Below are 22923 nucleotides of genomic sequence, written 5' to 3'. Positions count from 1 at the left end.
TTACTATGAAGAAATTACTTGTATTTTTATTCGTCGCAGTATTAGCTTTAGCTGGCTGTGTACAAACAAAAACTGATGTAGAAGGCAGTAAAGATTCAAAAGATAGTGACAAGAGCAATGGCAAGGTAGCTATTGAACTATTAGGAATGGCATCTTCTGAAGAAGATATGAATATTGTACGTGACCAATTAGTAAAAAATGGATTTGATGTAAAACTGAACATTCAACCAGACTACGGTTCATTCTCAGCCCAAAAAGAAGCAGGTAACTATGATCTTGCTCTATCAAGCTGGACAACAGTAACAGGTAACCCTGACTATGCTGTTCGTGGTTTATTTAAAACTGGTGGGGATTACAGTGTTGTTGCAGATTCAAAATTAGATGCACTAATCGATGAAGCAAGTACATTGACTGGCGAAGAAGCAGCGGCTAAATATAAAGATTTAGAGCAATTATTAGTATTAGATCAAGCTTATATTGCACCTTTATATATTTCCAATAAGTATCAAGGTATCTACTCTGAATTAGTAAATCCTAAGACTGTACATTTACCAAAATCTCGTGCGCAAGTATGGGAAAAGATCGAATTTAATGATTCTGCTAAAAATGCTACTGAACCATTAATATTACACCAAACTATTAATTCTCTTACTTCTCTTGACCCAATTAAAGGAAATGATGGTTCCATTAACACATTAAACACAAATATGTATGTTCGTCTTGTTAACTTAACGGACACTGATGACGTTGTATCAGATGGTTCATTATCTTATAACCATGTAATGGCAGAAGGCAATCAAGAATATTACTTTATTTTACGCGATGATATTCATTTCGCCGCAGTGAAAGATGGTGCAGCAGTCGATACAGGTGATTTAGTATCTGCTGAAGATGTGGTCTTCTCATTAAACCGTGCCAAAGATGCTAATTCAGTGCCAGATCATCGTACTTATAGTATCCATGAAAATATTGAAACAGTAGAAATTGTTTCAGATTTAGCTGAGTTACAAAACAAAAAAGTATCTGGCTCTGATCAAACAGTTCTAGATGCACTATCACAAAACCTTCCTGCTTCTGTAGCTCAGTTAGCAAAGGATAAAGGCACTGTCAATAATGCTTCAGGTTCATACCAAGTTGTTAAAATTACAACACCAACACCATTCCCACAAGTGTTAAACTATTTAGCACACCAATCTGGAGGTATTGTATCTGAAAAACAAGTAACAAGTATAAATACGTATGATGTGGCTAACTATGACCCTGACAAAGATATTGCCTACGGTGATCAAGCTACAATAACTGAAGGATCAGCTACCTATAACAACCATCTTTATGCAAGTGGTCCTTACATTTTAGTAAAGAAAAATGATTATGAAGCACAATTTGTGAAAAACCCTGCTTACCGTGCTGGTAGTGAGTATGAACCAAAAATTGCGAAAATCAATGTTCGTTTCATCTCTGATGTCGATAGTGCTTTATCAGCATTACGTAATGGAGAAATTCATGTTCTTCAAACAGTGCCAGAAACGAAGCTGGATATTGTGAAATCTGATGGTAAATTAACATTAAATACTGCAGATAGCAATGCTGTATCTTACTTACAAATGAATACGTCTGGGCGTGCAGTTTCTGATTCTGCAGACTTACGTAAAGCGATTCTATACTCCATTAACCAAGACGAGTTCATTAGCTATTACCAAGGCAATAAAAAGCCTGCTGTATCAACTGTATCCCCTTTAGTTGACACTGGTTTAAAACTCGAAGCCGATAGCGAAAAAGTAAAAGAATTTTTAAAAGCGTATAACGATAAAAAGTAATAAAAGAATTTTATACAAAATAGAGCCTTCTCAAAATTTGAGAAGGCTCATTTTTATAGTAGAAACTCATTTTATATTTCATTATGTGATTTTGGTTTTGGGCCTAGCTCTTCCGGTTCAATATCCGCAAATGTTTCGCCTTCTTCTTCTAAATCACGCATACGGTGAGCAATACGTGAAGCCGCGGAGGCCGCAATACTGCCAACTAAATCATCTAAAAACGTATTAACATGATGTCCAGGTTCTGTGTCTAATTTTTTAATAATCCCTATTTTTTGCTTGTCTAAATGGCCAAAAGTAGTTACTGCAATACTGCCATATGTAAATACAGATCCTAGTGCGATCGTTTCGTCCACACCAAATAAACCTTCATCAGATTCTATAATTTGCTGTAATGGTGATGATAATAATTTTTTCTCTGCTAGCTCATCTAATTCAATTCCTACTAATAGTGCATGTTGCACTTCTCGTTTACGCAGTACACGCTCAACCGAATGAACACAATGATCCAGTGTTAAACCTTCATTATAGGTTTTTTGCATTTCGTAAACAATTTTTGCGATATCCTCTATCGCCACACCTCTACGAATTAACGCGGCATGAGCTGCCTTCGCTACTTCATCAGAGTGCACACGAATACTTTTATTATGCATAACTACCCCTCATTTCGATTTTATTGCTAGTATAGTGCTAGCCCAACCTATTATACCTTTACTTTCGTAATATGGTACAATTTTGTTACAAACACAAGAAGGAGTGTCATCATTGGATAAGGGAACAGTACAGGATTTAACATTCTATAGTGAAGCATTACAGGAAGAATTACAGCTCTATATTTATGTTCCTGCAAATTATTCTCCACTATATAAATACAACATTCTAATCGCATCAGATGGTAAAGATTATTTCCAGCTTGGTGGAATTACAAAGCTAGCAGATGAACTGATTGATGACTATGAAATCGAAAATTTAATTATTGCATTTGTTCCTTACAAAGATATTGACGATCGACGTCAAAAATATATTCCTAGCGGTGAGCAGCATGAAGCTTATCTTCGCTTTTTAGCACATGAGCTAGTACCTTATTTGGACAACGAATTTGCTACTTATCAAATGGGTATGAGCCGTGGAGTGATTGGAGATTCGATGGCTGCTACAGCTTCCTTAATGGCCGCATTAAAGTATCCAAGTATTTTCGGCAAGGTCATTCTACAATCACCATACGTGGATGATGAAGTTTTAAAGGCTGTTGAAAATTTCAAAGATCCAGGGGCCATTTCTATATACCATATAGTCGGTAAAGGCGAAGACCAAGTTGTTACAATGGATAAATCTGTGAAGGATTTTTTAACACCTAATCGTCAGCTTCATGATCTCATGATTAGCAAAGGGTTCTCTACATTTTATGACGAGTTTGATGGCAATCATACGTGGAAATATTGGAAACCAGACCTTCGACGTGCATTAATTGAAAATTTTAATTAATATGGGTGATTAAATTACGAAAAGTGAATTTTCTGTTATACTTAATTAGAAAAATTGTTTATTTTCGGGAGGTAATGGACTATGAAGTACGGTATTGTGGCATTTCCATCAAAAAAATTGCAAGATTTAGCGAACACTTATCGCAAACGATATGATCCTCATTTTGCGAAGATTACACCGCATATGACGTTAAAAGACAGCTTCGATGCGTCTGAAGAAGAGATTCAAACCATCGTTAAGCAATTAGATGAACTTGCTGCTAAATATGCGCCTTTAAACATTCATGCATCACGCATCAGTTCGTTTTTCCCTACAACCAATGCTATTTATTTCCGCATTGAACCAACTGAACAATTAGCAGCTTTCCAACACGAAATTCAAGAAAAAATTCCTCATGGGGAAACGAAACATGTATTTGTTCCTCATATTACAATCGCTCAAAAAATGTCGGCCTCTGAGCATGACGACATCTTTGGTCAATTACGTATGACTGGTGTAGATGAAAAAGATACAATTGATCGCATTCATCTTCTATATCAATTAGAAGATGGCTCATGGACAACATACGAAACATTCCGTTTGTCTGGAGCTGAGTGATTATTGTATAACGTTAAGATTGTTGAAACAAAGCAAGAACACGATGATGCGTTTGCTGTACGCAAAAAAGTATTTGTTGAAGAACAAGGTGTTCCACTCCATCTGGAATGTGATGCTGAAGATGCAACTGCAACGCATTTTATTATGTATGATGACGATGAGCCTGTAGGAGCAGCACGTTTACGTAGTATTGAAGACAATACAGCAAAAATTGAACGTGTTTGTATTTTACAATCTCAACGAGGTAAAAAACTTGGCGCTTTAATTATGAAAGAAATGGAAAAATACGCCATTTCGATCCATATGAAAACATTAAAACTTCATGCACAAAGCCATGCCATTCCATTTTATGAAAAGCTTGGCTATGCGGTAACTTCACCAGAGTTTATGGATGCTGGTATTCCACATCGAGCAATGGAGAAACAAATCTAATGAAAGGGTGTTACGATACTGCACAATGTCGTAACACCCTTTTTTAAACACGAATCTGCTTGCCACCATTTATCTACTCTATCGTAACAAGCTGCTTTGCCAAGTAGATATGCCATGCGCTACTTCATCATTCTAGTGATTTTATCAAAATCTAGTGATGCTCCATCTTGAATAATAGATTGTACTAATTTATCTTCTAACTCTTGTGTGATGGATCTGTTAGATATCTTAGCAACACGTCGTACAATTTTTCTTACTTGTTTTTCACTTGTAAAATCCGCATGTTGAATGGCATTGGCTAATGCGAAGATTTCATCCATCGAAACACCTGTTTTTTGCTCAATTGAATTAAATAACGAGCGATGCATGTTTTCCCTCCTATCATTAAAACTCAAATTGACCTTGCGACTTGCACGAAGCATTCACAAATGGTGGAGGCCTTAACTTTATTTAGATATGTAATGACTCTAAATAAGAGTTAAAGCCTTTACTATGTGTTCATCAAATTAGATGTAAGTAGCGCCAACGATAATTAAAAGAATAAATAGAACAACAATTAGAACAAATGTTGAACCATAGCCAGAGTTGTTGCCTCCACAATAACTATAGTTGTTGCCCCCGCAATAGCTATTGTTCCACCCACCAACATTATTTCCATACTGTTGTGAGCACCAGCCTTGATATCCCATAAAAGCACCCCTCCCTTCTACAACCTATAATATGTTTTCGTTGTAGAAATGGGAGGGGTATTCGTCTAGTCGATATTTCCTTTAGGCTTAAAAATTAATGCACCAATAAAGCCGAAAACAATGGCGGCACTGATTCCTGAACTTGTTACTTCAAACATTCCTGTTAATACACCGACAAGTCCATGTTTTTCCGCTTCAGCCATTGCCCCGTGTGTTAAAGAATTACCAAAAGAGGTAATGGGCACTGTAGCACCTGCGCCAGCAAAGTCAATTAATGGTTCATATAATCCCATGCCATCTAATATGGCGCCGAGGATTACAAGTGTACTTAATGTATGGGCGGGTGTTAAATTGCCGACATCCATTAATAATTGACCTATGGCGCAAATAATGCCTCCAACAATAAATGCAAATACAAATGTCATCACCATAATTTGTGCCTCATTTCATAGTAATTTCTATCGCATGCGCCGTACATGGAATCGTCTCTCCTTGTTGATAAGACAATGGAGATAATAATGCCCCTGTCGCCACCAATAATACGCGCTTATAGCTACCTGCTCGCATCTGCTGAATAACGTAACTAAAAAAAACAGCAGCCGAACAGCCTGCTCCACTTGCCCCAGATTGGAATGCTTCATCTTGTCCATAAAATTCAGCGCCTGCATCGCGTAACAATGTCAGTTCCTCATTTTTAACACCATTTTCAACAAGCATTCCTTTCAAAAGCTTTAAGCCAAGCTGGCCTAAATCGCCCGTTAATATTAAATCATAATGATATATTTTTTGATTGCGTTGTTGTAAATGTGATTGAATCGTTTGAAAGGCGGCAGGTGCCATTGCAGCGCCCATATGGAAAGGATCATCCATACCGTAATCAACGGACTTTCCAATTGTGGCAGCTTCAATAGAAGGATACTCTTCACGATGTTTACCAATTAGTGCATAACCTGCAGCTGTTACAGTCCATTGAGCGGTTTTTGGCTTTTGTGCACCATAATTGATGGGATAACGAAATTGTCGTTCTATCGCATTATGCTGACTTGATGCACCAGCCAGTGAAAAATTAGCAGCTCCTAGCTCTGTTAGTAGGCATGCAACAATGGCGGAAGACACTGAGGTTGCACATGCAGAAAATAAGCCAATAAAAGGGATCTCCAAATCTCTCGCTGCAAAATTGGTCGGTGTCATTTGATTCACCAAATCCCCACCTATAAAATAATCAATATCTCCACTTTGTACGCCAATTTTTTTCATGGCAGCATCACAGGCTTCTTCAATCATTTTATGATGCCCTTGTTCATTGGTTTTCATTTGCCAACGTTCATCATCATAAACAGCATCGAAATACTGACTAAAAATACTTCGATTCTCTAACGGACCTGCTACAACTCCACCTGCTAGTAGGGATGGTTTCGATTGGAAAATGATTACCATGAAACCACTCCTATCGTTACGAGAATATATTTAATAAGTGCTACGAAAAATGCTGATACTACCCCAAATAAAACCACTGATCCTGCTAATTTAAATAAATTCCCCCCAACTCCTAATACTAAGCCTTCTGATCTATGTTCGATAGCTGCGGAAATAACGGCATTACCAAATCCAGTTACTGGCACAGCTGAACCTGCCCCAGCAAATTGGCCAATTCTTTTATATAGGCCAAGGCCTGTTAACAGCATGGCAAAGAACACCATCGTTGCTACTGTTGGATTCCCCGCTGTCGCTTCTGTAAAATTGAAAAAAATAATATAAAAAAGGGACACAGCTTGGCCAATTGCACAAATAAGACCGCCAACAAAAAACGCCTTTGCTACATTCTTTAAATAAGGTGGCTTTGGTGTAACGTTTTGCTCCAACTGCTGATATTGCTCTTTTTCCATTTATGTCTCCTCCTTGGCAAGCTCTTTAAGTTCGGTAATTTTATCGTTCAATTTATTATCTTCAATCTGATCCTTTTTTATTTTATTGGCTTCATAAAAAATTTTATAATCAGCTGAGACAAACACATCTTTATTTGGGTATTTCTCTTCAAATTTCTTTTGCAACTTTTTCTCTAACTTAGCCTTTTTCCACTTTTCCCATGGTTTAATTTGTACTGCAACAAGCATACTATCGTCATAATAGATAACCGTTGAACGTTCAACATAGTCCTCTTCTTTTATAAGAGCTTCGACTTCACTTCCATTTTGAGATGGACCATAGACGATAAATTTTTCTTTTTCAGCACAACCATTTAACAGCATTAAAACGACTAAGAGAGGTAACGTCATTCCAAGTAGCCTCAAGTTTTACCCTCCTTTTCTTTAAAGTTTCTCCACACATAAAAAAACTATTCATATATACGAAAGCCCGAGTCCAGTTTTCAAAAATACATATTGTAGAAGTAGTAACAAGGAAAGGAGGTGACAATATGGGTTGTGGTAAGCCAACAAATCCTATTGGACCAATCCATTCAGCAGGCTGCGTTTGTGACGTAGTGCGCGCTATTTTAGATATTCAAAATCAAGCGGTGCGAGATGAGTGTTCTCCATGTACAGCTAACTGTTTCTTAGAACCACTAGGCGGGATTGTTAGTCCTGCACGCTCTCAAGCAGATACACGTGTATTCATGTTAATTACAAAAGATGGTACTCCTTTCAAAGCATTCTTTAATTCTCCAACAGCAGATCCTTGTATTTGTACATCCGTATTCTTCCGTGTAGAAGATATGTTTGATGAGTGTTGTGCGACTTTACGTGTTTTAGAACCTCTATGTACATTCGATTCTAGTGAAAGTACAGTAGATTTATTAAGTCGTGACGGCTGTTGCGTAAATATGAAAAAAATCTGCAAAGTGGATGATTGGAACTCAACAGATAGCTGTATTACTGTAGATTTATCTTGCTTCTGCGCTGTACAATGTATCGCTGATGTTGACTTAGGGATTTGTGACTAATTTCTTTCACCTTTGACACACACACATAAAAAAAAGTGTACAGCATCCTCTGCTGTACACTTTTTTTATAATGTTGGCAATTGTCTTCCACGCCAAAGTACTGTTTGTATATCTTCAAAATAAATGATTTCCTGTGTCTTTAATTCTAGTGAGGTAAGCATTAAAGAATCACTTTGTACGTCTGAGGCAGAACCAGTTAATTTTCTACCATCTTTTAAACAAACTAAAAGCGGTTGATAGGCTCTCTGACGAAATGGTTTTTCTAAAAATTGAAGTTGTTTTAGTAAATACGGATCCATTTGCACATCTTTTACAATTTCTTCTTCCTCTTCAACTATTTGTTCTGTGAAAGTGTTGTCCTTTACGTATACAGATGTGCTTTCATCCAGATCAAGTTCATGTAACACCTTAGAAATATTTAAAAAATACGATGGTGATTTTATAAACAAGCGTGGCTCTTGATCCACATTACTCATTTACTCACTTCCCTTTTTTCCATACAATATGCGAAAGAGGGCCATTTGGTTCTTAGCCTATTTGACTTAAGAAAACAGATGCTAAACCTAAGTAAATTAAAATACTTGTAATATCATTTAAAGTTGTAATAAACGGGCCTGAAGCCACAGCTGGGTCTATTTTTAGTCGGTGCATTAACAACGGTATAAATGAACCTGCCAATGTCGCTACCAAAATCGAACCACAAAGCGCTGCACCTACCAACATGCCTAAAACCAATTCTTGTTTCCAAAAATATACGATACCAATGACAATTAAACCACAAACAATTCCTGACATTAAGCCTGTGCCCGCTTCTCGTAGAAGTAATTTGAATTTACTATGTTCTTCCACGTCCCCTGTAGCGATACCTCGAATTGCTACGGCCAAAGCTTGTGTTCCACTATTCCCTGAAGTTCCTGAAATCAATGGAATAAAGACTGCTAATAAAGCAACCTTATCTAAAGTATCCTCAAATTGCCCCATTAAATTTGCTGTTAGCATGCCTAAAAAAAGTAGTACCACTAACCAAGGCAAACGTTTTCTAGCAGCTTGGAACGATGTTACATCAAATTTATCCATATCGGAAATACCGGCTAACTTAGAGTAATCCTCAGATGCCTCTTCATCAATAACGTCAATAATATCATCGACTGTGATAATCCCAAGTAATTCACCTTTATCATCAATAACAGGTGTCGCTAAGAAATTATAATCCTTCATAATATGTGCGACCTCTTCTTGGTCATCCCCTACATGTACCATGACGACACGTTCATTCATAATCGAACGAATAAGTGTATCCTCTTCAGCTATAATTAAATCTCTCAATGAAATAACACCCGTCAAGTGGTGCTCTTCATCCACTACGAAAATATAATAAATAGTCTCTGCATCTGGTGCTTCTTTACGTAAAATCGCCATTGCTGAACGCACTGTAGAGTTTTCCGGAATAGCCACATATTCAGTTGTCATGATGGATCCAGCTGTATATTCATCATAGCTTAGCAGCTCGTTAATTTCTTCTGCCGTTTCTTCATCCATCATTTCCAGATAGCTTTCTCGTTGCTCCATATCCAGTTCATTTAAAACATCTGCAGCATCATCTGCATACATATGAGAAAGCATTTCTGCCCCATAAGAAGGATCCATTTCTGCAAGGTATGCTTTATACTCATCATCTTCTATATCGATTGCCTCAAAAATATCAGCCATTTCTGTTGGAGACAAAAACGAATAGATGATTTTCCTTATGTCAGGTTCCACCTTTTCGTAAAACGTTGCCTGATCATATGGATGAAGCTCTAAAAACTCATCACGGAATGCGTCAATATTATGTGCTTCGAGCATCTCTCGTAAATGTGCTTCGTCAAATTGCACATCATCCTTTTCATTTCTATCCTCTATCATGCTTGTCCCCTCCTTCCGAGCTATCAATCATTGTTATGGGCAATGCCCGTAAATCTACCTTCTATATAATAGAGTGTATTATACTCTTTCTGCAAACCCTTTTTTGTATATTTTCATGAGGAAGTGTATTACCTTCTATATAATGGAATTTTCTTCTTAAAACCATGACAATTTCTCTTTTACTATACCCTACATTCGTAATAGTAAAGTGAACAAGGTGTAAAGAAAACTTCTCACTCTTTATTTAATATCAAAAATGATAAGGAGATGCCCGTTGTGCGAACATCTCCTTATCATAATTTTAAGCGGAAGATCCTTTAAGTAAACTTTGCATATCTTCATTAAGTATACTTGTGAACTGCAAATGCTTACTTGTTAAGGGATGTGTCATTGTTAAGGACACACAATGTAATGCCTGTCGGTTTATATGAAGTCTACTTCCTCCATACAGGTCATCACCAACAAGCGGATGACCTATATACGACATATGTACACGAATTTGATGTGTACGTCCTGTATGCAATCGAAGTTGTACATGTGTCATAGGTTCAGCCTCAAAATAAAAACGTTTTAACACGGTTACATCTGTATGCGCATATTGTCCATCCTCACGGACTTCTCGCTCGATAATGCTCGTTTCTTTACGTCCAATAGGTGCCATGATAGATTGGATATCCTGGTAAACGTGTCCGTGGACAATCGCTTCATATTGCCTTGAAATTTCCCCATTACGCTGTGCCAAGCCTGTTAAATGATGAATGTGCGCATGCTTAGCAATACAGAGTAAGCCTGAAGTATCTCGGTCAAGCCTCGTAATAATATGAGCAGTGGATGCTAATCCTTGCTGCTGAAAATAGCCGCAAACTAAATTGGCAATACTGTTGGTTGGGTGTTCACGTGAGGGAATCGTGCTTTGATGAGCTGGTTTATTTAACACCAAGATTGTATCATCTTCATATACAATAGCCAAATTGCCATGTTCCCTAGCAAGCCCTTCACTCTTTTCTTCAGGAGGAAATGTCACTACCACACAATCACCAACCTGAAGGGCGTATCTCACATTACGTTCGATACCATTTACTGTTAATAACCCTCCGTCAAACTTTATTGCTGTTAATGCTCGCTTAGAAATACGCCATTCTTGTAGGGCTTCTCGTAATAATTGGCCCTCTTTCTCAGCTGTAAATTGTAGTGTAAATCTTGTATCCATTTTACTCATTTGCAACAAATGATTCATGCACACGTTCCCAAAATGGGAATGGGCGGAAACGGGCGAAACGTACTCTTTCATTTGCTACATTAAATACAATTGCCTTTACATCACCCTGTGTAATTTGTAAATGGTCAACGGTCATATTAAAGTTTTGATCATTTACTGGACGTAACACACAATGATGGTGGGCAGGTAAAATTAATGGAGAACCAACTGTCCTGAACACACGATTATTAATCGATGCGATTTCAGTAATTTGAAGTGCAGCTAATGTTGGATGGATGATTGCTCCTCCAAGTGCTTTATTATAGGCTGTACTACCAGAGGGAGTTGACACGCAAAGACCGTCTCCTCTGAAGCGTTCAAATTGATTACCATTTAGCTCAACATCCATAACAAGTGTTACATCTGGCGATTTAATTGTTGCCTCGTTTAAAGCTAGATACGTATTCGATTCTGCATTATGATGCTCTACTTTCACTTCTAACAATGGATATTCCACCACATTAAAATCCTTTTTAGCAATGGACAAAACTAACTTTTCTAACTCTGATGGTTTCCAGTCTGCATAAAACCCTAGATGTCCTGTATGGATGCCAACAAATGCAACTTGATCTAATAAATGAGAATATCGATGAAAGGCATGTAAAAGTGTGCCGTCTCCTCCAATAGAGACCACGATTTCTGGTGCTTCTTCATCATAAGTTAAGCCAAAATCCTGTAAGTATGTTTTAGCCAGCTCCATTAGCTCATTGGATTGTGCATCTCGACGTGATTGAATCGCAAATTTCATTATGAGTCACGCTCCTTCTCCGATAGTAAATTTGGATTCGATGCTTCCTTGTATTCGCTGAAATATGCCTGTGCTTCTTGAATTTCACTACGAATAGATGACATTTCCTCATCCAAGCGAAATGCTGCCTCAGCTGCACTTTGCAAGCGATTTTTAATTTCCTCTGGGAACATGCCCTTATATTTATAATTTAAAGAATGCTCAATAGATGCCCAAAAATTCATAGCGAGTGTTCGTATTTGGATTTCGGCTAACACTACCTTTTTCCCCTGAATCGTTTCAACAGGGTATTCGACGATCATATGGTAGGAGCGATAACCACTTGGCTTATTATGTGTAATATAATCGCGTTCTTCCACTACACGCATATCTTTTCGTTGACGTATAAGCTCCGTTACTGTAGCAATATCATCAACAAATTGACACATAATCCGGAGACCAGCAATATCTCCGAGTTCATCACCAAGTTGTTTAGATGGCTCGAATGCTAACCCTTTTTCCAATGTTTTATCATATATACTTGCTAAAGGCTTTACACGCCCTGTTACAAATTCGATAGGTGAATTGGCATTAACAATACCAAATTGCGAACGCATGCCCTTTAATTTTACTTTTAGTTCATCTACTGCTTGTTTATAAGGACTTAAAAATATTTCCCATTGTCCCATCGCAAAAACCTCCCGACATTCGGTATCGAACACCGTCTGTTCGTTTTGTCTTTCTATTCAGCGAGAAATGCCTTGAAGTGTTGTTCCACTGTTTGGACAAATTCTGCCCCGTAATTGAAATTTCCTTCAATATTATACACGAGCATTTCCAATTCATCGTAGAAATTTGTAAGCTCTATTGCTTCTTCACTTATTCGTAGTATTGGATCTTTCTTTTTTTGTAAAATATGTACAAGATTCTCCCAACTACTCGGTGGAAAACGCAAGTAATGATAGTCTTCACCTGCATCCAGTAAATAAATAAATGCAAAATCATCTGAATCTGCAATAAGTTGTCCAGCAGGTTTTAACTGTAAATTTCCTTCATTGTCGTTTAAACTAAAATGAAGTTGATCTTGTTCAAAATTCGATGTTTCTATTGTATAAATTTTACGCACGTGCGGTTCCCCTTTTCGTTGTACTCTTCCTCTTATTTTAGCACACAGGGTAAATAGTTGCAGTGTGTAAATGTTAAATCAAGCGAAACAGCGAATGAAAAATAAAAAATAAATAGGTGAATATAAATGACACAAGAAATTGAAATCGAGTTTAAAAATCTCTTAACTAAACAACAATACGAGCAACTATTACAAGATTTTCACATTAGTAAAAATGCTATTCATCGTCAAACAAATCATTATTTCGACACACCAACGCAGGCTATTCGAAACCTACAAAGTGGGCTGCGTATTAGACAAATTGGAGATTATTATGAATGTACACTCAAGGAAAAAAATGCCGAGCATGCTTATCTTGAAACTACGGATGAATTAACAGCGGCACAAGCTCAGAAAATGCTGGAAGGCGAAGGTTTTTATGCTCAAGAGGTCGCGAAAAAACTTGCCATTCACAACATTCTTTTAGAACAATTGCAGGTGTTCGGCTCCCTCACTACAGATCGTGTCGAAATTCCTTATAAAGAGGGGCTTCTCGTTTTTGATCATTCTTACTATTTGCAGTGCGACGATTATGAGGTAGAATATGAAGCAAAAGATGCCATAAAAGGAAATGCAATCTTCGACGATTTTTTACAACAATATGGTATTACAAAAAAAGCAACTGATAAGAAAATCGCTCGCTTTATGAAGGCTTTACAAAGGCAAAATCCATAATAGTATAAAGGAAGGTGACTAACTTCTTGGATATTCAATCACTAAAATCTTTACTGGAAATTCAAGCATTACAGACACTTGGATCTGCAGAAAGTTCATCAACAAACCCTTTGACAGACAATCAATCTATTTTTTCTGACATGATTAATGAATTATTAGGTGAAGCTTCGACTGCTAGTAATGCCAAATTATCTAGCTTACTAGGTGTTGGCACAGAAAATGCTGATTACTTCAATCAGCTGACTCATACATCAGAAAGTTCACTTGAGTCACTGCTATACAAAGGTTCTAATGCTGTGTTCATCCCTGAATCCGTTAAAAAGGCATTGGCAAACTCTTATGGGACTACTAAACTCGATTCCTATGTTTCGGATGATGTTATTGGCTCAACTGCCTATGCAAATTCATTGGCAGGGGCAGATCAATATACTGCTATTATCGAAAAGGCCTCAGCTACTTACGGTGTGCCTGCGAAGCTTATTGCTGCAGTGATAAAGCAAGAATCTAATTTTAATCCATCCGTAGTTAGTCATGCAGGGGCGCAAGGATTAATGCAATTAATGCCTCAAACAGCACAATATCTAGGGGTTACAAATGCCTTTGACCCAGAGCAAAATATAATGGCAGGTGCAAAATATTTGCGTCAAATGCTAGATAAATTTAATAATGATCCTACACTAGCATTAGCTGCCTACAATGCTGGCGCTTCTCGTGTCACAAAATATGGAGGCATCCCTCCTTTTAAAGAGACACAGAATTATGTCAAAAAAGTGATGAATTACTTCACAGTGTAATCGCATTATTCCTGTTATCTATCTCTATTCCAACAAATTTCACCCATTGTGGTGAAATTTGTGCTTTTATAGCGAACAACAATTCGAAAGAGCTCTTTGTTTGTGAAAACGAAAAGACGTTGATAGAATGAAGGTAGTCACAAGAAATTCACATTTTGATGATGACGGAGTATACAAATGGAACTTTACGATATAAAGAATTAAAGGAGCATATAACTTATGAGTCGAAAATACACTGTTCCTTATGAGGAGCTGGGAGCTGAAAAACTGGAAGAGCTTATTCATGCGTTCTATAAAAGAGTTGCTCAGCATCCTGATCTTATTCCAATCTTTCCAAAGGATTTGACAGAGACAGCCCGTAAGCAAATTCAATTTCAAACACAGTATTTAGGTGGACCAAATCTCTTTACTGAGGAACATGGACATCCAATGATGCGTGCACGTCATATGAATTTTCCGATTACACCAGACCGCGCACAGGCTTGGCTGGAATGTATGTCAGAAGCTATGGATGAAGTAGGTTTGGAAGGGAAGTTCCGTGAAACTTATTATCAACGTTTAGTATTAACAGCTCATCACATGGTTAATACGCCTAATGACGATGAGGGGGAATTGTTACGTGAATAATATTCAAATGCTACAAGAACCAACGCCAACGATTTCTACTGCAAATAAGCCTATTGAATTGTATATTTTCGTAGATCCACTTTGTCCAGAAGCTTTTAGTATGCAAGCTGTGCTTCGTAAATTACAGCTTGAATACAACCATTACTTCACTTGGCGCTTTGTTTTAAGCACTGAGCTTACTTCTTTAAACTGCTTAAGTAAGCGTGTAAAGGGTTGTATATCAGGCATAGAGCTAGATATTAATCATCCTGTATTACCATCTATCGCTATTAAAGCGGCTGAATTACAGGGAAAACGTGCAGGCGCACGCTATTTATCGAAATTACAAGAATATGTATTACTAAACCATCAAGATGTAAACTCCTATGCTACACTTTTGAAGATCGCAGAGGACATTCAACTAGATATGAATGAATTTACTGTTGACTTTGGTTCAAAGGAAGCTGCCCGCGCTTTCCAATGCGATTTATACATCAAACTTGAAATGGAAGTTGACGAAGTACCCAGCATTGTGTTTTTCAATGAATGTATTGAAGATGAGGGACTAAAGGTTAGTGGTAGCTATGCCTATGAAGTTTATGAACATATTTTACAAGAGATGCTGAACGAACAGCTTGTGCGTCAGCCGTTACCATCAATAGAGGACTTATTTTCTAAATTCCATACACTTTCTACAAATGAAATAGCATTTATCTATTCATTAACAGAACAAGCAGCTGAGCGTGAACTAAAGAAGCGTATGCTGCAACAAAAGATCGAACGAATCCAGACAACTCACGCTACTTTATGGCGTCTTAAATAATAAACTTTAGGGACTTAACTAATCATTAGTTGAGTCCTTATTTTATTGTTTACAAAACAAAGAAACGCCTCTATCCTCGACCGATAGAGACGCTTCTTTTTCACAAAGGGGATGGGAGAAATGTTCACGTTCAAACAAAGGGGTGTATGTTTGTTTTGTGATTTATTTCACAAGAATTACTCTATCATGGAATAATATATTTAGCAATGAATCCAATACTAGATTCACAAATTTGTCAAATAGAAAGCGATTTCAAACAGTATTTTTCCAAGATGCACACTTTTAAACTATTTAGAAATCAAAAAAAATCATTATTCTTTCCTTTCAAATTACACTGACAATAAAAAAAATAGAGCTATAGGAACATTCCTACAGCCCAATTAATTAGTTATTCAACAATAATTTTTCTAATTCATTTAAACGCTCTTCAAAAACTTTACAAGCATCCTCGATTGGCTTTGCAACGTTCATATCAACACCAGCTGCCTTTAATACTTCAATAGGGAAGTCAGAGCATCCTGCTTTTAAGAAGTTATTAATATAACGTTCTACAGCCGGTGCACCCTCCTCTAGAATTTGTTTGCTCAATGCTGTAGCTGCTGATTTACCAGTCGCATATTGATAAACATAATAATTATAATAGAAGTGCGGAATACGTGCCCACTCTAAACCAATTTCCTCATCCACAACCATATCATCACCGAAGTATTTTTTATTAAGTTCATAATATACTTCAGTTAAGCGATCTGCCGTTAAAGATTCTCCATTTTTATCCATTTGGTGAATTAGATGTTCGAATTCAGCAAACATTGTTTGTCTGAAAACTGTACTTCTGAAGCCATCTAACCAATGATTTAATAAATAGATTTTTTGTTGAGGGTCATCAATTGTTTTGAGTAAATAGTCATTTAATAGTTCTTCATTACATGTGGAAGCAACCTCGGCCACAAAAATAGAATAATCTCCATATACAAATGGCTGATTGTTTCGCGAATAATAACTATGAACACTATGACCAAATTCATGTGCCAATGTAAAGAGATTATTCACATTATCTTGCCAATTCATTAAGATATAAGGATTCGTTCCATATGCGCCTGATGAGTAGGCTCCACTTCGTTTACCTTTATTTTCTAATACATCTACCCAACGGTTATCTAGCCCGTTTTGTACGATGTTTTGATATTCCTCTCCTAATGGCGCTAATGCTTTTACTAAAATATCTTTAGCTTCGTCATAAGTAACCTTCATTTCCACTTCTTTTACAAGTGGTGCAAATAAATCCCACATATGCAATTCATCCACGCCTAAAAGCTTCTTACGTAGCGAAATATAACGTTGCATAGCAGGTAAATGTTTATGAATGGTTTCTACTAATTGATCGTAAACATTTTCAGGGATGAAATTATTAGACATTGCTGCTTCGCGCGCAGAACCATAATGGCGAATACGGGCACTCACATTATGTTTCTTGACATTCCCTGTTAGCGTAGCCGAGAATGTATTTTTAAACTTGCCATATGTTTCGTACATGGCTTTAAATGCACCTTCACGAACTGAGCGTTCTTTGCTCTCTAAAAACTTAATATAGTTACCATGCGTTAGTTGTACTTCTTCTCCCTCTTCATTTTTCACATAAGGGAATTCCATATCCGCATTATTTAACATGCTGAATGTATTAGAAGCTGTGCCAGTTACTTCAGACATTTGGGCCAACAATGCTTCCTGTTCTGCTGGTAATATATGCGGACGCGCCATTGTAATTTCTTTTAATGATTGCTTGTATAATTTTAGGTCGTGATTTTCAGCTAAATAACTTTCAATTGTTTCTTCATTTAACGCCAAAATTTCAGGTGTTAAAAATGATAGACCAGCAGAGATACTAGTCGCCAATGTTTGGATACGACTATTCATATCTTGATAAAAGCTATTTGTTGTATCTTGATCATAACGCATATGGGCATATGTGTAGAGCTTCATTGCACGTTCATAAATATGATCATGATACTGTAAAGCCGCTAACAAAGCTTGTGCCCCGTTTTTTAAAGTACCTGCATAGCTAGATGCTTTTTTGGCAAGCTCTGCAACTTCCTTAAATTCCTCTTCCCAAAGTGTATCAGTTGCAAAGATGTCCTCTAATCGCCATGTTAATTCTTCTGGTACTTCATTTCTTACCAAAACTTGATTACTGTTACTAGCCATGTGTGCCAGCCCCCTTTATATGTGCTTTTTTCCTTTTACTCTCATATTTTCTCAGTATATTGTGGCAATTGCAAATAAATGTGCATACACTTGCTCACAAATATCCAGCAAGCCCGGATTTTGCTCAATGTCCTTTAGTAATTGACCATATTGTTGAATAGCCTTTACTGCTTGTCCAGTATCTTCTAATTGGTACTGCCATAAAAAATCTTGAATATGATTTTTTCCTAATTCATATGGTTCTAAGTCTAAGCGTTTACTAAAATGCAACAGCAGCGTTTGCCATTCACTAGCGAACAAAGTGATCGCAGCCCCCTCTTTTACTGGAATACCGATATAGGAGGGCATTGTAGTAATGGAAAGGTTCATCTCATAACAACTTCTTAAAAATGAATCTTGCACACCCTTCTTACTATGTAGGAGGCGTCTATATACATAATGCTGGCATGCCCGTTTATATAGCTGCCAATACTGCCGAAATTCTTCTTGGGTAATGCTATTTGGTAGGTAAAAAGGAAAGCGCTGCTTATCCATTGAGATTTTCTGTACTTTACCTATAAAAGTATGCCCATGAACATGGAGGAGATTCGTCCAATAAATAAAATCTGCTGTTTTGGAGTTATAGGTCATTAAATAAGGAAGGCCTGTTGTAGTTGTCATAAATGCATGTTGTTGTAATGGAGGAATTCTTATTTTTCTAATACCGTTGATTGCATCTTTATTTTGAGGAGTCTGAAAGAGCCAAATTGCTTGTATGTTATTTTTTTCATAACCTATTGTCCGTTGATGCCATTTATTATGTGCGATTGAGCTACATTGAAATTCCAACGCGAAGTTGTTATTTGCTATTGTAACAAGCAAATCTGGACGTTGAGAAAGCTCTTTTAAAAATGGCTCCAACGCCACTTTATGCCCAAGCTTTTTTAGCCATTCGAACAATTGAATTTTTCCTTGTAAATGGAGTTTAGATTCCCCTTCCGCAAATAACTGCGAACATTGATTTTGTGTGAGATGTGCAAAATGAGGGATATTATAGGAACCTATTTTTAATTGAACCGGTTCTAGACATTGAGGACAAAAAAACTTCATTGTGCGCCTATATTTCTGCAATGCTTTTCTCGTATATTGATATGGGTGAAAAAGCTGCTGTAGATTATTATAGGCAATTAGCATATCATCAACTCCTTTATAGCCCACTATAGTAAAAATTGTTTTCTCTCACAAATTAAAAGCAGTTTTTTTCTTGAAATTTAAGAAATACCCCCATTAAAAAAAGACCATAGTGAATCTCGATAACTTTACCGAGTTTCACTACAGTCTAAAAAATCAGGTCATCAATGCTTACGCAAAATATTTACGAACTGTCTCAAAGCAATTAAATTCCATAATTTTTTCACCGTACTCCTCTAAACGATGAATCGTAAAATTAGATGGTGTTAAAAATTCTTTGATGACCGCATTCCGATCGTGACGGTTTAAATCCTCATCTGCGTTCCCAAAATCAACCACCAAATAGTACCAGCTTTCATATTTAAATAATGAGGAATCCACTAATTCGTCTGTCATTCGTTTTGCGACAGGGATTAACTCATCAATATCTTTAAATTTATATACATAAATGTCTGTATCCATAAATAATTCTGATTCATCCATGTCACCAAATTGAGTTAGTTGGCTAAGAAGATCTTCCCCAACTTCATCGAATGGTGCAAACATATCTTTGTGTTCATCATAATTCGAATGACCATCTAATGTTTCACCGTCTTTTAAAATATGTGCACGTGTGACAATGATTTCTAAGCCAACTTCAGATGCATTGATATGAATCCAAATCGGACCTTCTACATCAAAATAATCCTCCGTATTTACTTCATCAATCATATCCCAAAAAAGCTGTTCGCCCTTCGCTCGATTGTACCAGATTTCTTCACGACTATAGCCGCGATCCTCTATATCATTGTACGTAATAAAGAGCTTGAGCGTATTTTCATTTACACGTTCGATGTCCACTAGACCTCATCTCCCTTCACTGTCATATGTCGAAAAACAGTTTTGTTTCATTAGTATGCTTTTATTCTTTGTTTTTAATCTTCATACTGCATTTGTTTTTCAACCTTTGACCACACCAGTAAAACCACAAGAGCAACTGCAAACGTCACCAAATTTTTTATTCACAGTTGTCTCTAACTCTATTGTATGCTGTTCTGTCATAAAATGAAAAGGATATACACCGTTTCACAGAAGTTATTTGAATTATTGAAATTGTAGTAAACTATTTAACTTAAATCAAGTTTAACATACTTTAACGGAAATATATGACTTTCCCCTATTAATTATTATACTTTATATAGAAGGTTTTACATAAGTAAAACATAAAAAAATAGATGTCACAATATGCATATCACATCTGTAACATCTACTACTTATTTTATTCAGAATAGATAGGATTAATTCACCATTCGTTGTGCTTCTTGTAGCTGGTAAGCTCGAACTTTTCGAGGTAAGAAACGACGAATTTCATCTTCGTTATAGCCAACTTGTAGACGTTTTTCATCAAGAATGATTGGTCGACGTAATAATCCAGGATATTCCTGTATTAATTCATATAACCGTTGTAATGGTAAACTTTCCACATCCACATTGAGTTTTTGGAATATTTTTGATCGGGTAGAAATGATTTCATCTGTACCGTCTTCAGTCATACGTAGAATTTTTTTTATTTCACTAATACTTAGTGGTTCAGAAAATATATTACGTTCTGTATATGGGATTTCGTGCTCCTCTAACCATGCTTTTGCTTTACGGCATGAGGTACAACTTGGTGATGTAAATAGAGTTACGATCATTCGTCCTGACACATCCTTTCATTTTGTAATCATATCTATAAACCAGTGTGTTAAATTAGAATTAATGTAATGTAAAATACACAGTACCATTATACAGCACTCAGCTGTTTTTGAATATAGTTCCAATAAAAAAAAGAATGAACCCCTCACTAAATTTTCTGTCTTTTTATACAGGTTTTAATGTCCATACTTTTTCACAACCTTATGAGCTACTACTACTATTCCCACATTAAGTGTATTTTAAACATCTTTTCACGTCTCTTAGTTGTTCTCATTTATCCAAAATAAACGAGAAAATTGTCAATTCGACGTGTACACCTTAAGATAATTTTAATAAAAAAGTTTTATTTTATAACAAAATTACACAACAAAAAAAGCATATAATTTTTTCTAAAAAAAAAACACCGTCAAAAGTCTGACTTTACACAATGAAATCTTTATAATATAATTCAATGCAATAAAATCAATTTGAACATAAATTGAGAAAAACGCTGACGAAGAGTAGTACATATGTAAGTACACGTTTAGAGAGTCTGTGGTCGCTGCAAACAGATCGTGGGACATATGGAATGGACTTCCGAGTTAGCTTTGTGAACGTTTCAAGCACTTGAAGCTATTAGCAAAGCTCGTCCCTTCACGTTACGAAGCAGAGTGGCCGTTAAGGCAAGCTGGGTGGTACCGCGGATTCAAACATCATTCGTCCCTTCATTAGAAAAAATCTAATGAGGACGCATGATGTTTTTTATTTGAATTTAAGGGGGAAATTTTCATGACAACTATTTTTTCTGGTGTACAACCCACAGGCATTGTAACCTTAGGGAACTATTTAGGAGCCTTCAAGCAATTTCCTGCACTACAAGATGAAGGGAATGCTATTTATTGCATCGTCGATCAACATGCCATTACTGTTGCTCAAGATCCAAAAGAATTACGTGAAAGTATTCGTAAGCTAGCTGCTACTTATATCGCTACTGGCATTGATCCTAAAAAATCTACGTTATTTATTCAATCTGAGGTGCCAGCGCATGCTCAGGCAGGATGGATGTTACAATGTGTTGCATCTATCGGAGAACTTGAACGTATGACACAATTTAAAGATAAATCACACGGTAAGGAAAGCGTCTCTGCTGCCCTTTTAACATACCCACCGTTGATGGCTGCAGACATTCTACTTTACAACACAAATATCGTCCCTGTCGGTGATGATCAGAAACAACATATCGAATTAACACGTGACCTCGCAGAACGCTTTAACAAACGTTATGGTGACGTTTTAACAATTCCGGAAATTCAATTACCGAAAGCAGGCGCTCGTATAAAATCCCTACAAGAGCCAACGAAAAAAATGAGTAAATCTGACCCAAATACAAAAGCGACAATCAGGTTACTAGATACGGCGAAAGAAATTGAGAAAAAAATAAAATCTGCTGTTACGGATTCTGATGGTGTCGTAGCATTTGATGTTGAAAATAAACCCGGTGTTTCAAATTTATTGACAATTGAATCGGCTATTTCTGGTGTATCTATTGATGATCTAGTTAAGAAATATGAGGGCGTAGGTTATGGCGGTTTCAAACAAGGTGTAGCTACAGCAGTGATCGATCATCTGACGCCAATTCAAGAAAAATTCTATCATTTAGTAGAATCCTCTGAATTAGACGTCATCCTTGATGAAGGTGCTGAAAAAGCAAATGCAATTGCTAGTGCAACGTTAAAACGTATGGAAGAAGCCATGGGTCTTGGTCGTGTACGTCGCTAATCATTTATAGCTAATCTGTTGTTCGATCAAAGCCTAAATCAAGAACAACAGCACATATTATGATACAGGCTCCAATCGCCATATAAAATTCCGTTGTTTGAAAAATGAATTTGAAAACGACTTTCCAGGAATATCCTAGCGTACGGTAATTTAAATACAATATGAGATTCCCGACAGAGAGGATCATTAAGCCATAGCTTAC

At 36.8% G+C, this 22923-nt stretch carries 27 protein-coding genes and 1 other annotated feature; of the genes, 10 read left to right on the top strand and 17 right to left on the bottom strand.

Going from position 1 to position 22923, the window contains the following annotated elements:
- Positions 1 to 5 precede the first annotated feature (5 nt).
- Positions 6 to 1817 (top strand): ABC transporter substrate-binding protein, encoded by a 1812-nt coding sequence (locus AO843_RS13465; protein ID WP_054611610.1) that lies wholly within the window; start codon positions 6 to 8, stop codon positions 1815 to 1817.
- Positions 1818 to 1888: 71 nt separating this feature from the next.
- Here AO843_RS13465 and AO843_RS13460 read toward each other — a convergent pair whose 3' ends face one another.
- Entirely contained in the window at positions 1889 to 2470 is a 582-nt protein-coding gene (locus AO843_RS13460) for a phosphatidylglycerophosphatase A family protein (protein ID WP_008174245.1), read from the bottom strand.
- A gap of 112 nt (positions 2471 to 2582) precedes the next feature.
- Here AO843_RS13460 and AO843_RS13455 point away from each other — a divergent pair, with 112 nt between their 5' ends.
- The 3 genes from AO843_RS13455 to AO843_RS13445 all read left to right on the top strand — a co-directional run bounded on the left by AO843_RS13455 (position 2583) and on the right by AO843_RS13445 (position 4331).
- A complete protein-coding gene (locus tag AO843_RS13455) occupies positions 2583 to 3302 on the top strand; it encodes an alpha/beta hydrolase (RefSeq protein WP_054611609.1) in 720 nt (239 codons plus the stop codon).
- Positions 3303 to 3383: 81 nt separating this feature from the next.
- Positions 3384 to 3899: a YjcG family protein gene (locus AO843_RS13450; RefSeq protein WP_054611608.1), complete on the top strand. Its 516-nt coding sequence runs from the start codon at positions 3384 to 3386 to the stop codon at positions 3897 to 3899.
- A 3-nt stretch (positions 3900 to 3902) separates the two neighbouring features.
- Positions 3903 to 4331: a GNAT family N-acetyltransferase gene (locus AO843_RS13445; protein ID WP_054611607.1), complete on the top strand. Its 429-nt coding sequence runs from the start codon at positions 3903 to 3905 to the stop codon at positions 4329 to 4331.
- Between the two features lie 119 nt (positions 4332 to 4450).
- On the opposite strand, the gene AO843_RS13440 is transcribed toward AO843_RS13445, so the two are convergent.
- The 6 genes from AO843_RS13440 to AO843_RS13420 form a co-directional block, all read right to left on the bottom strand.
- Positions 4451 to 4699, bottom strand: coding sequence for a stage VI sporulation protein F (locus AO843_RS13440; RefSeq protein WP_054611606.1), 249 nt, complete (start codon positions 4697 to 4699; stop codon positions 4451 to 4453).
- 138 nt (positions 4700 to 4837) lie between these two features.
- Entirely contained in the window at positions 4838 to 5020 is a 183-nt protein-coding gene (locus tag AO843_RS25495; RefSeq protein WP_082389471.1) for a YjcZ family sporulation protein, read from the bottom strand.
- A gap of 65 nt (positions 5021 to 5085) precedes the next feature.
- A complete protein-coding gene (spoVAE, locus tag AO843_RS13435; protein WP_369814422.1) occupies positions 5086 to 5445 on the bottom strand; it encodes a stage V sporulation protein AE in 360 nt (119 codons plus the stop codon).
- A gap of 16 nt (positions 5446 to 5461) precedes the next feature.
- Positions 5462 to 6457, bottom strand: a complete 996-nt coding sequence (locus AO843_RS13430) for a stage V sporulation protein AD (protein ID WP_054611604.1) — start codon at positions 6455 to 6457, stop codon at positions 5462 to 5464.
- Positions 6451 to 6906 carry a stage V sporulation protein AC gene (gene spoVAC, locus AO843_RS13425; protein ID WP_054611603.1) on the bottom strand — a complete coding sequence of 152 codons (456 nt, stop codon included), beginning with the start codon at positions 6904 to 6906 and terminating at the stop codon, positions 6451 to 6453. Before spoVAC ends, AO843_RS13430 begins: the two co-directional genes overlap by 7 nt.
- Positions 6907 to 7311 carry a YhcN/YlaJ family sporulation lipoprotein gene (locus AO843_RS13420; RefSeq protein WP_231630146.1) on the bottom strand — a complete coding sequence of 135 codons (405 nt, stop codon included), beginning with the start codon at positions 7309 to 7311 and terminating at the stop codon, positions 6907 to 6909.
- 125 nt (positions 7312 to 7436) lie between these two features.
- Between AO843_RS13420 and AO843_RS13415 the strand changes: the two genes are divergently transcribed.
- Positions 7437 to 7961 (top strand): CotY/CotZ family spore coat protein, encoded by a 525-nt coding sequence (locus AO843_RS13415; protein WP_008174263.1) that lies wholly within the window; start codon positions 7437 to 7439, stop codon positions 7959 to 7961.
- 65 nt (positions 7962 to 8026) lie between these two features.
- Here AO843_RS13415 and AO843_RS13410 read toward each other — a convergent pair whose 3' ends face one another.
- The 6 genes from AO843_RS13410 to AO843_RS13385 form a co-directional block, all read right to left on the bottom strand.
- Positions 8027 to 8437 (bottom strand): hypothetical protein, encoded by a 411-nt coding sequence (locus AO843_RS13410; protein ID WP_054611602.1) that lies wholly within the window; start codon positions 8435 to 8437, stop codon positions 8027 to 8029.
- 52 nt (positions 8438 to 8489) lie between these two features.
- Positions 8490 to 9866 carry a magnesium transporter gene (gene mgtE, locus AO843_RS13405; RefSeq protein ID WP_054611601.1) on the bottom strand — a complete coding sequence of 459 codons (1377 nt, stop codon included), beginning with the start codon at positions 9864 to 9866 and terminating at the stop codon, positions 8490 to 8492.
- A 301-nt stretch (positions 9867 to 10167) separates the two neighbouring features.
- The gene (locus AO843_RS13400) at positions 10168 to 11103 is read right to left on the bottom strand and encodes an RluA family pseudouridine synthase (protein ID WP_082389470.1); all 936 of its coding nucleotides are present in this window, start codon (positions 11101 to 11103) and stop codon (positions 10168 to 10170) included.
- Complete coding sequence (locus AO843_RS13395; protein WP_054611600.1) at positions 11078 to 11872, bottom strand: NAD kinase; 795 nt, start codon at positions 11870 to 11872, stop codon at positions 11078 to 11080. The genes AO843_RS13400 and AO843_RS13395 overlap by 26 nt, the downstream gene beginning before the upstream one ends.
- The gene (locus AO843_RS13390) at positions 11872 to 12540 is read right to left on the bottom strand and encodes a GTP diphosphokinase (protein ID WP_054611599.1); all 669 of its coding nucleotides are present in this window, start codon (positions 12538 to 12540) and stop codon (positions 11872 to 11874) included. Before AO843_RS13390 ends, AO843_RS13395 begins: the two co-directional genes overlap by 1 nt.
- A 53-nt stretch (positions 12541 to 12593) precedes the next feature.
- The gene (locus AO843_RS13385) at positions 12594 to 12977 is read right to left on the bottom strand and encodes a UPF0738 family protein (protein ID WP_054611598.1); all 384 of its coding nucleotides are present in this window, start codon (positions 12975 to 12977) and stop codon (positions 12594 to 12596) included.
- Positions 12978 to 13103: 126 nt separating this feature from the next.
- On the opposite strand from AO843_RS13385, the gene AO843_RS13380 reads away from it, so the two are divergent.
- The 4 genes from AO843_RS13380 (at position 13104) to AO843_RS13365 (ending at position 15914) form a co-directional block, all read left to right on the top strand.
- Positions 13104 to 13691, top strand: coding sequence for a CYTH domain-containing protein (locus AO843_RS13380; RefSeq protein ID WP_054611597.1), 588 nt, complete (start codon positions 13104 to 13106; stop codon positions 13689 to 13691).
- 26 nt (positions 13692 to 13717) lie between these two features.
- Positions 13718 to 14485: a lytic transglycosylase domain-containing protein gene (locus AO843_RS13375; RefSeq protein WP_054611596.1), complete on the top strand. Its 768-nt coding sequence runs from the start codon at positions 13718 to 13720 to the stop codon at positions 14483 to 14485.
- A gap of 219 nt (positions 14486 to 14704) precedes the next feature.
- Entirely contained in the window at positions 14705 to 15112 is a 408-nt protein-coding gene (locus AO843_RS13370) for a globin domain-containing protein (RefSeq protein ID WP_012292959.1), read from the top strand.
- The gene (locus AO843_RS13365; protein ID WP_054611595.1) at positions 15105 to 15914 is read left to right on the top strand and encodes a DsbA family protein; all 810 of its coding nucleotides are present in this window, start codon (positions 15105 to 15107) and stop codon (positions 15912 to 15914) included. Before AO843_RS13370 ends, AO843_RS13365 begins: the two co-directional genes overlap by 8 nt.
- Positions 15915 to 16298: 384 nt before the next feature.
- On the opposite strand, the gene pepF is transcribed toward AO843_RS13365, so the two are convergent.
- The 4 genes from pepF to spxA form a co-directional block, all read right to left on the bottom strand.
- Entirely contained in the window at positions 16299 to 18116 is a 1818-nt protein-coding gene (gene pepF, locus AO843_RS13360; protein WP_054611594.1) for an oligoendopeptidase F, read from the bottom strand.
- 51 nt (positions 18117 to 18167) lie between these two features.
- Positions 18168 to 19289 (bottom strand): competence protein CoiA, encoded by a 1122-nt coding sequence (locus AO843_RS13355; protein ID WP_054611593.1) that lies wholly within the window; start codon positions 19287 to 19289, stop codon positions 18168 to 18170.
- A gap of 168 nt (positions 19290 to 19457) precedes the next feature.
- A complete protein-coding gene (mecA, locus tag AO843_RS13350) occupies positions 19458 to 20126 on the bottom strand; it encodes an adaptor protein MecA (RefSeq protein WP_054611592.1) in 669 nt (222 codons plus the stop codon).
- Between the two features lie 437 nt (positions 20127 to 20563).
- A complete protein-coding gene (gene spxA / locus AO843_RS13345; protein WP_025116803.1) occupies positions 20564 to 20959 on the bottom strand; it encodes a transcriptional regulator SpxA in 396 nt (131 codons plus the stop codon).
- Positions 20960 to 21444: 485 nt separating this feature from the next.
- Positions 21445 to 21670: a binding site (T-box leader), on the top strand.
- Between the two features lie 61 nt (positions 21671 to 21731).
- Here spxA and trpS point away from each other — a divergent pair.
- Positions 21732 to 22721, top strand: coding sequence for a tryptophan--tRNA ligase (trpS, locus tag AO843_RS13340; RefSeq protein ID WP_054611591.1), 990 nt, complete (start codon positions 21732 to 21734; stop codon positions 22719 to 22721).
- Positions 22722 to 22923: the final 202 nt, after the last annotated feature.

This window comes from Lysinibacillus sp. ZYM-1 (assembly GCF_001308875.1).
Lineage (GTDB): Bacteria > Bacillota > Bacilli > Bacillales_A > Planococcaceae > Lysinibacillus.
The sequence above is the reverse complement of the archived record's forward strand: the minus strand, read 5'-3'. Positions and strand labels throughout refer to the sequence as shown.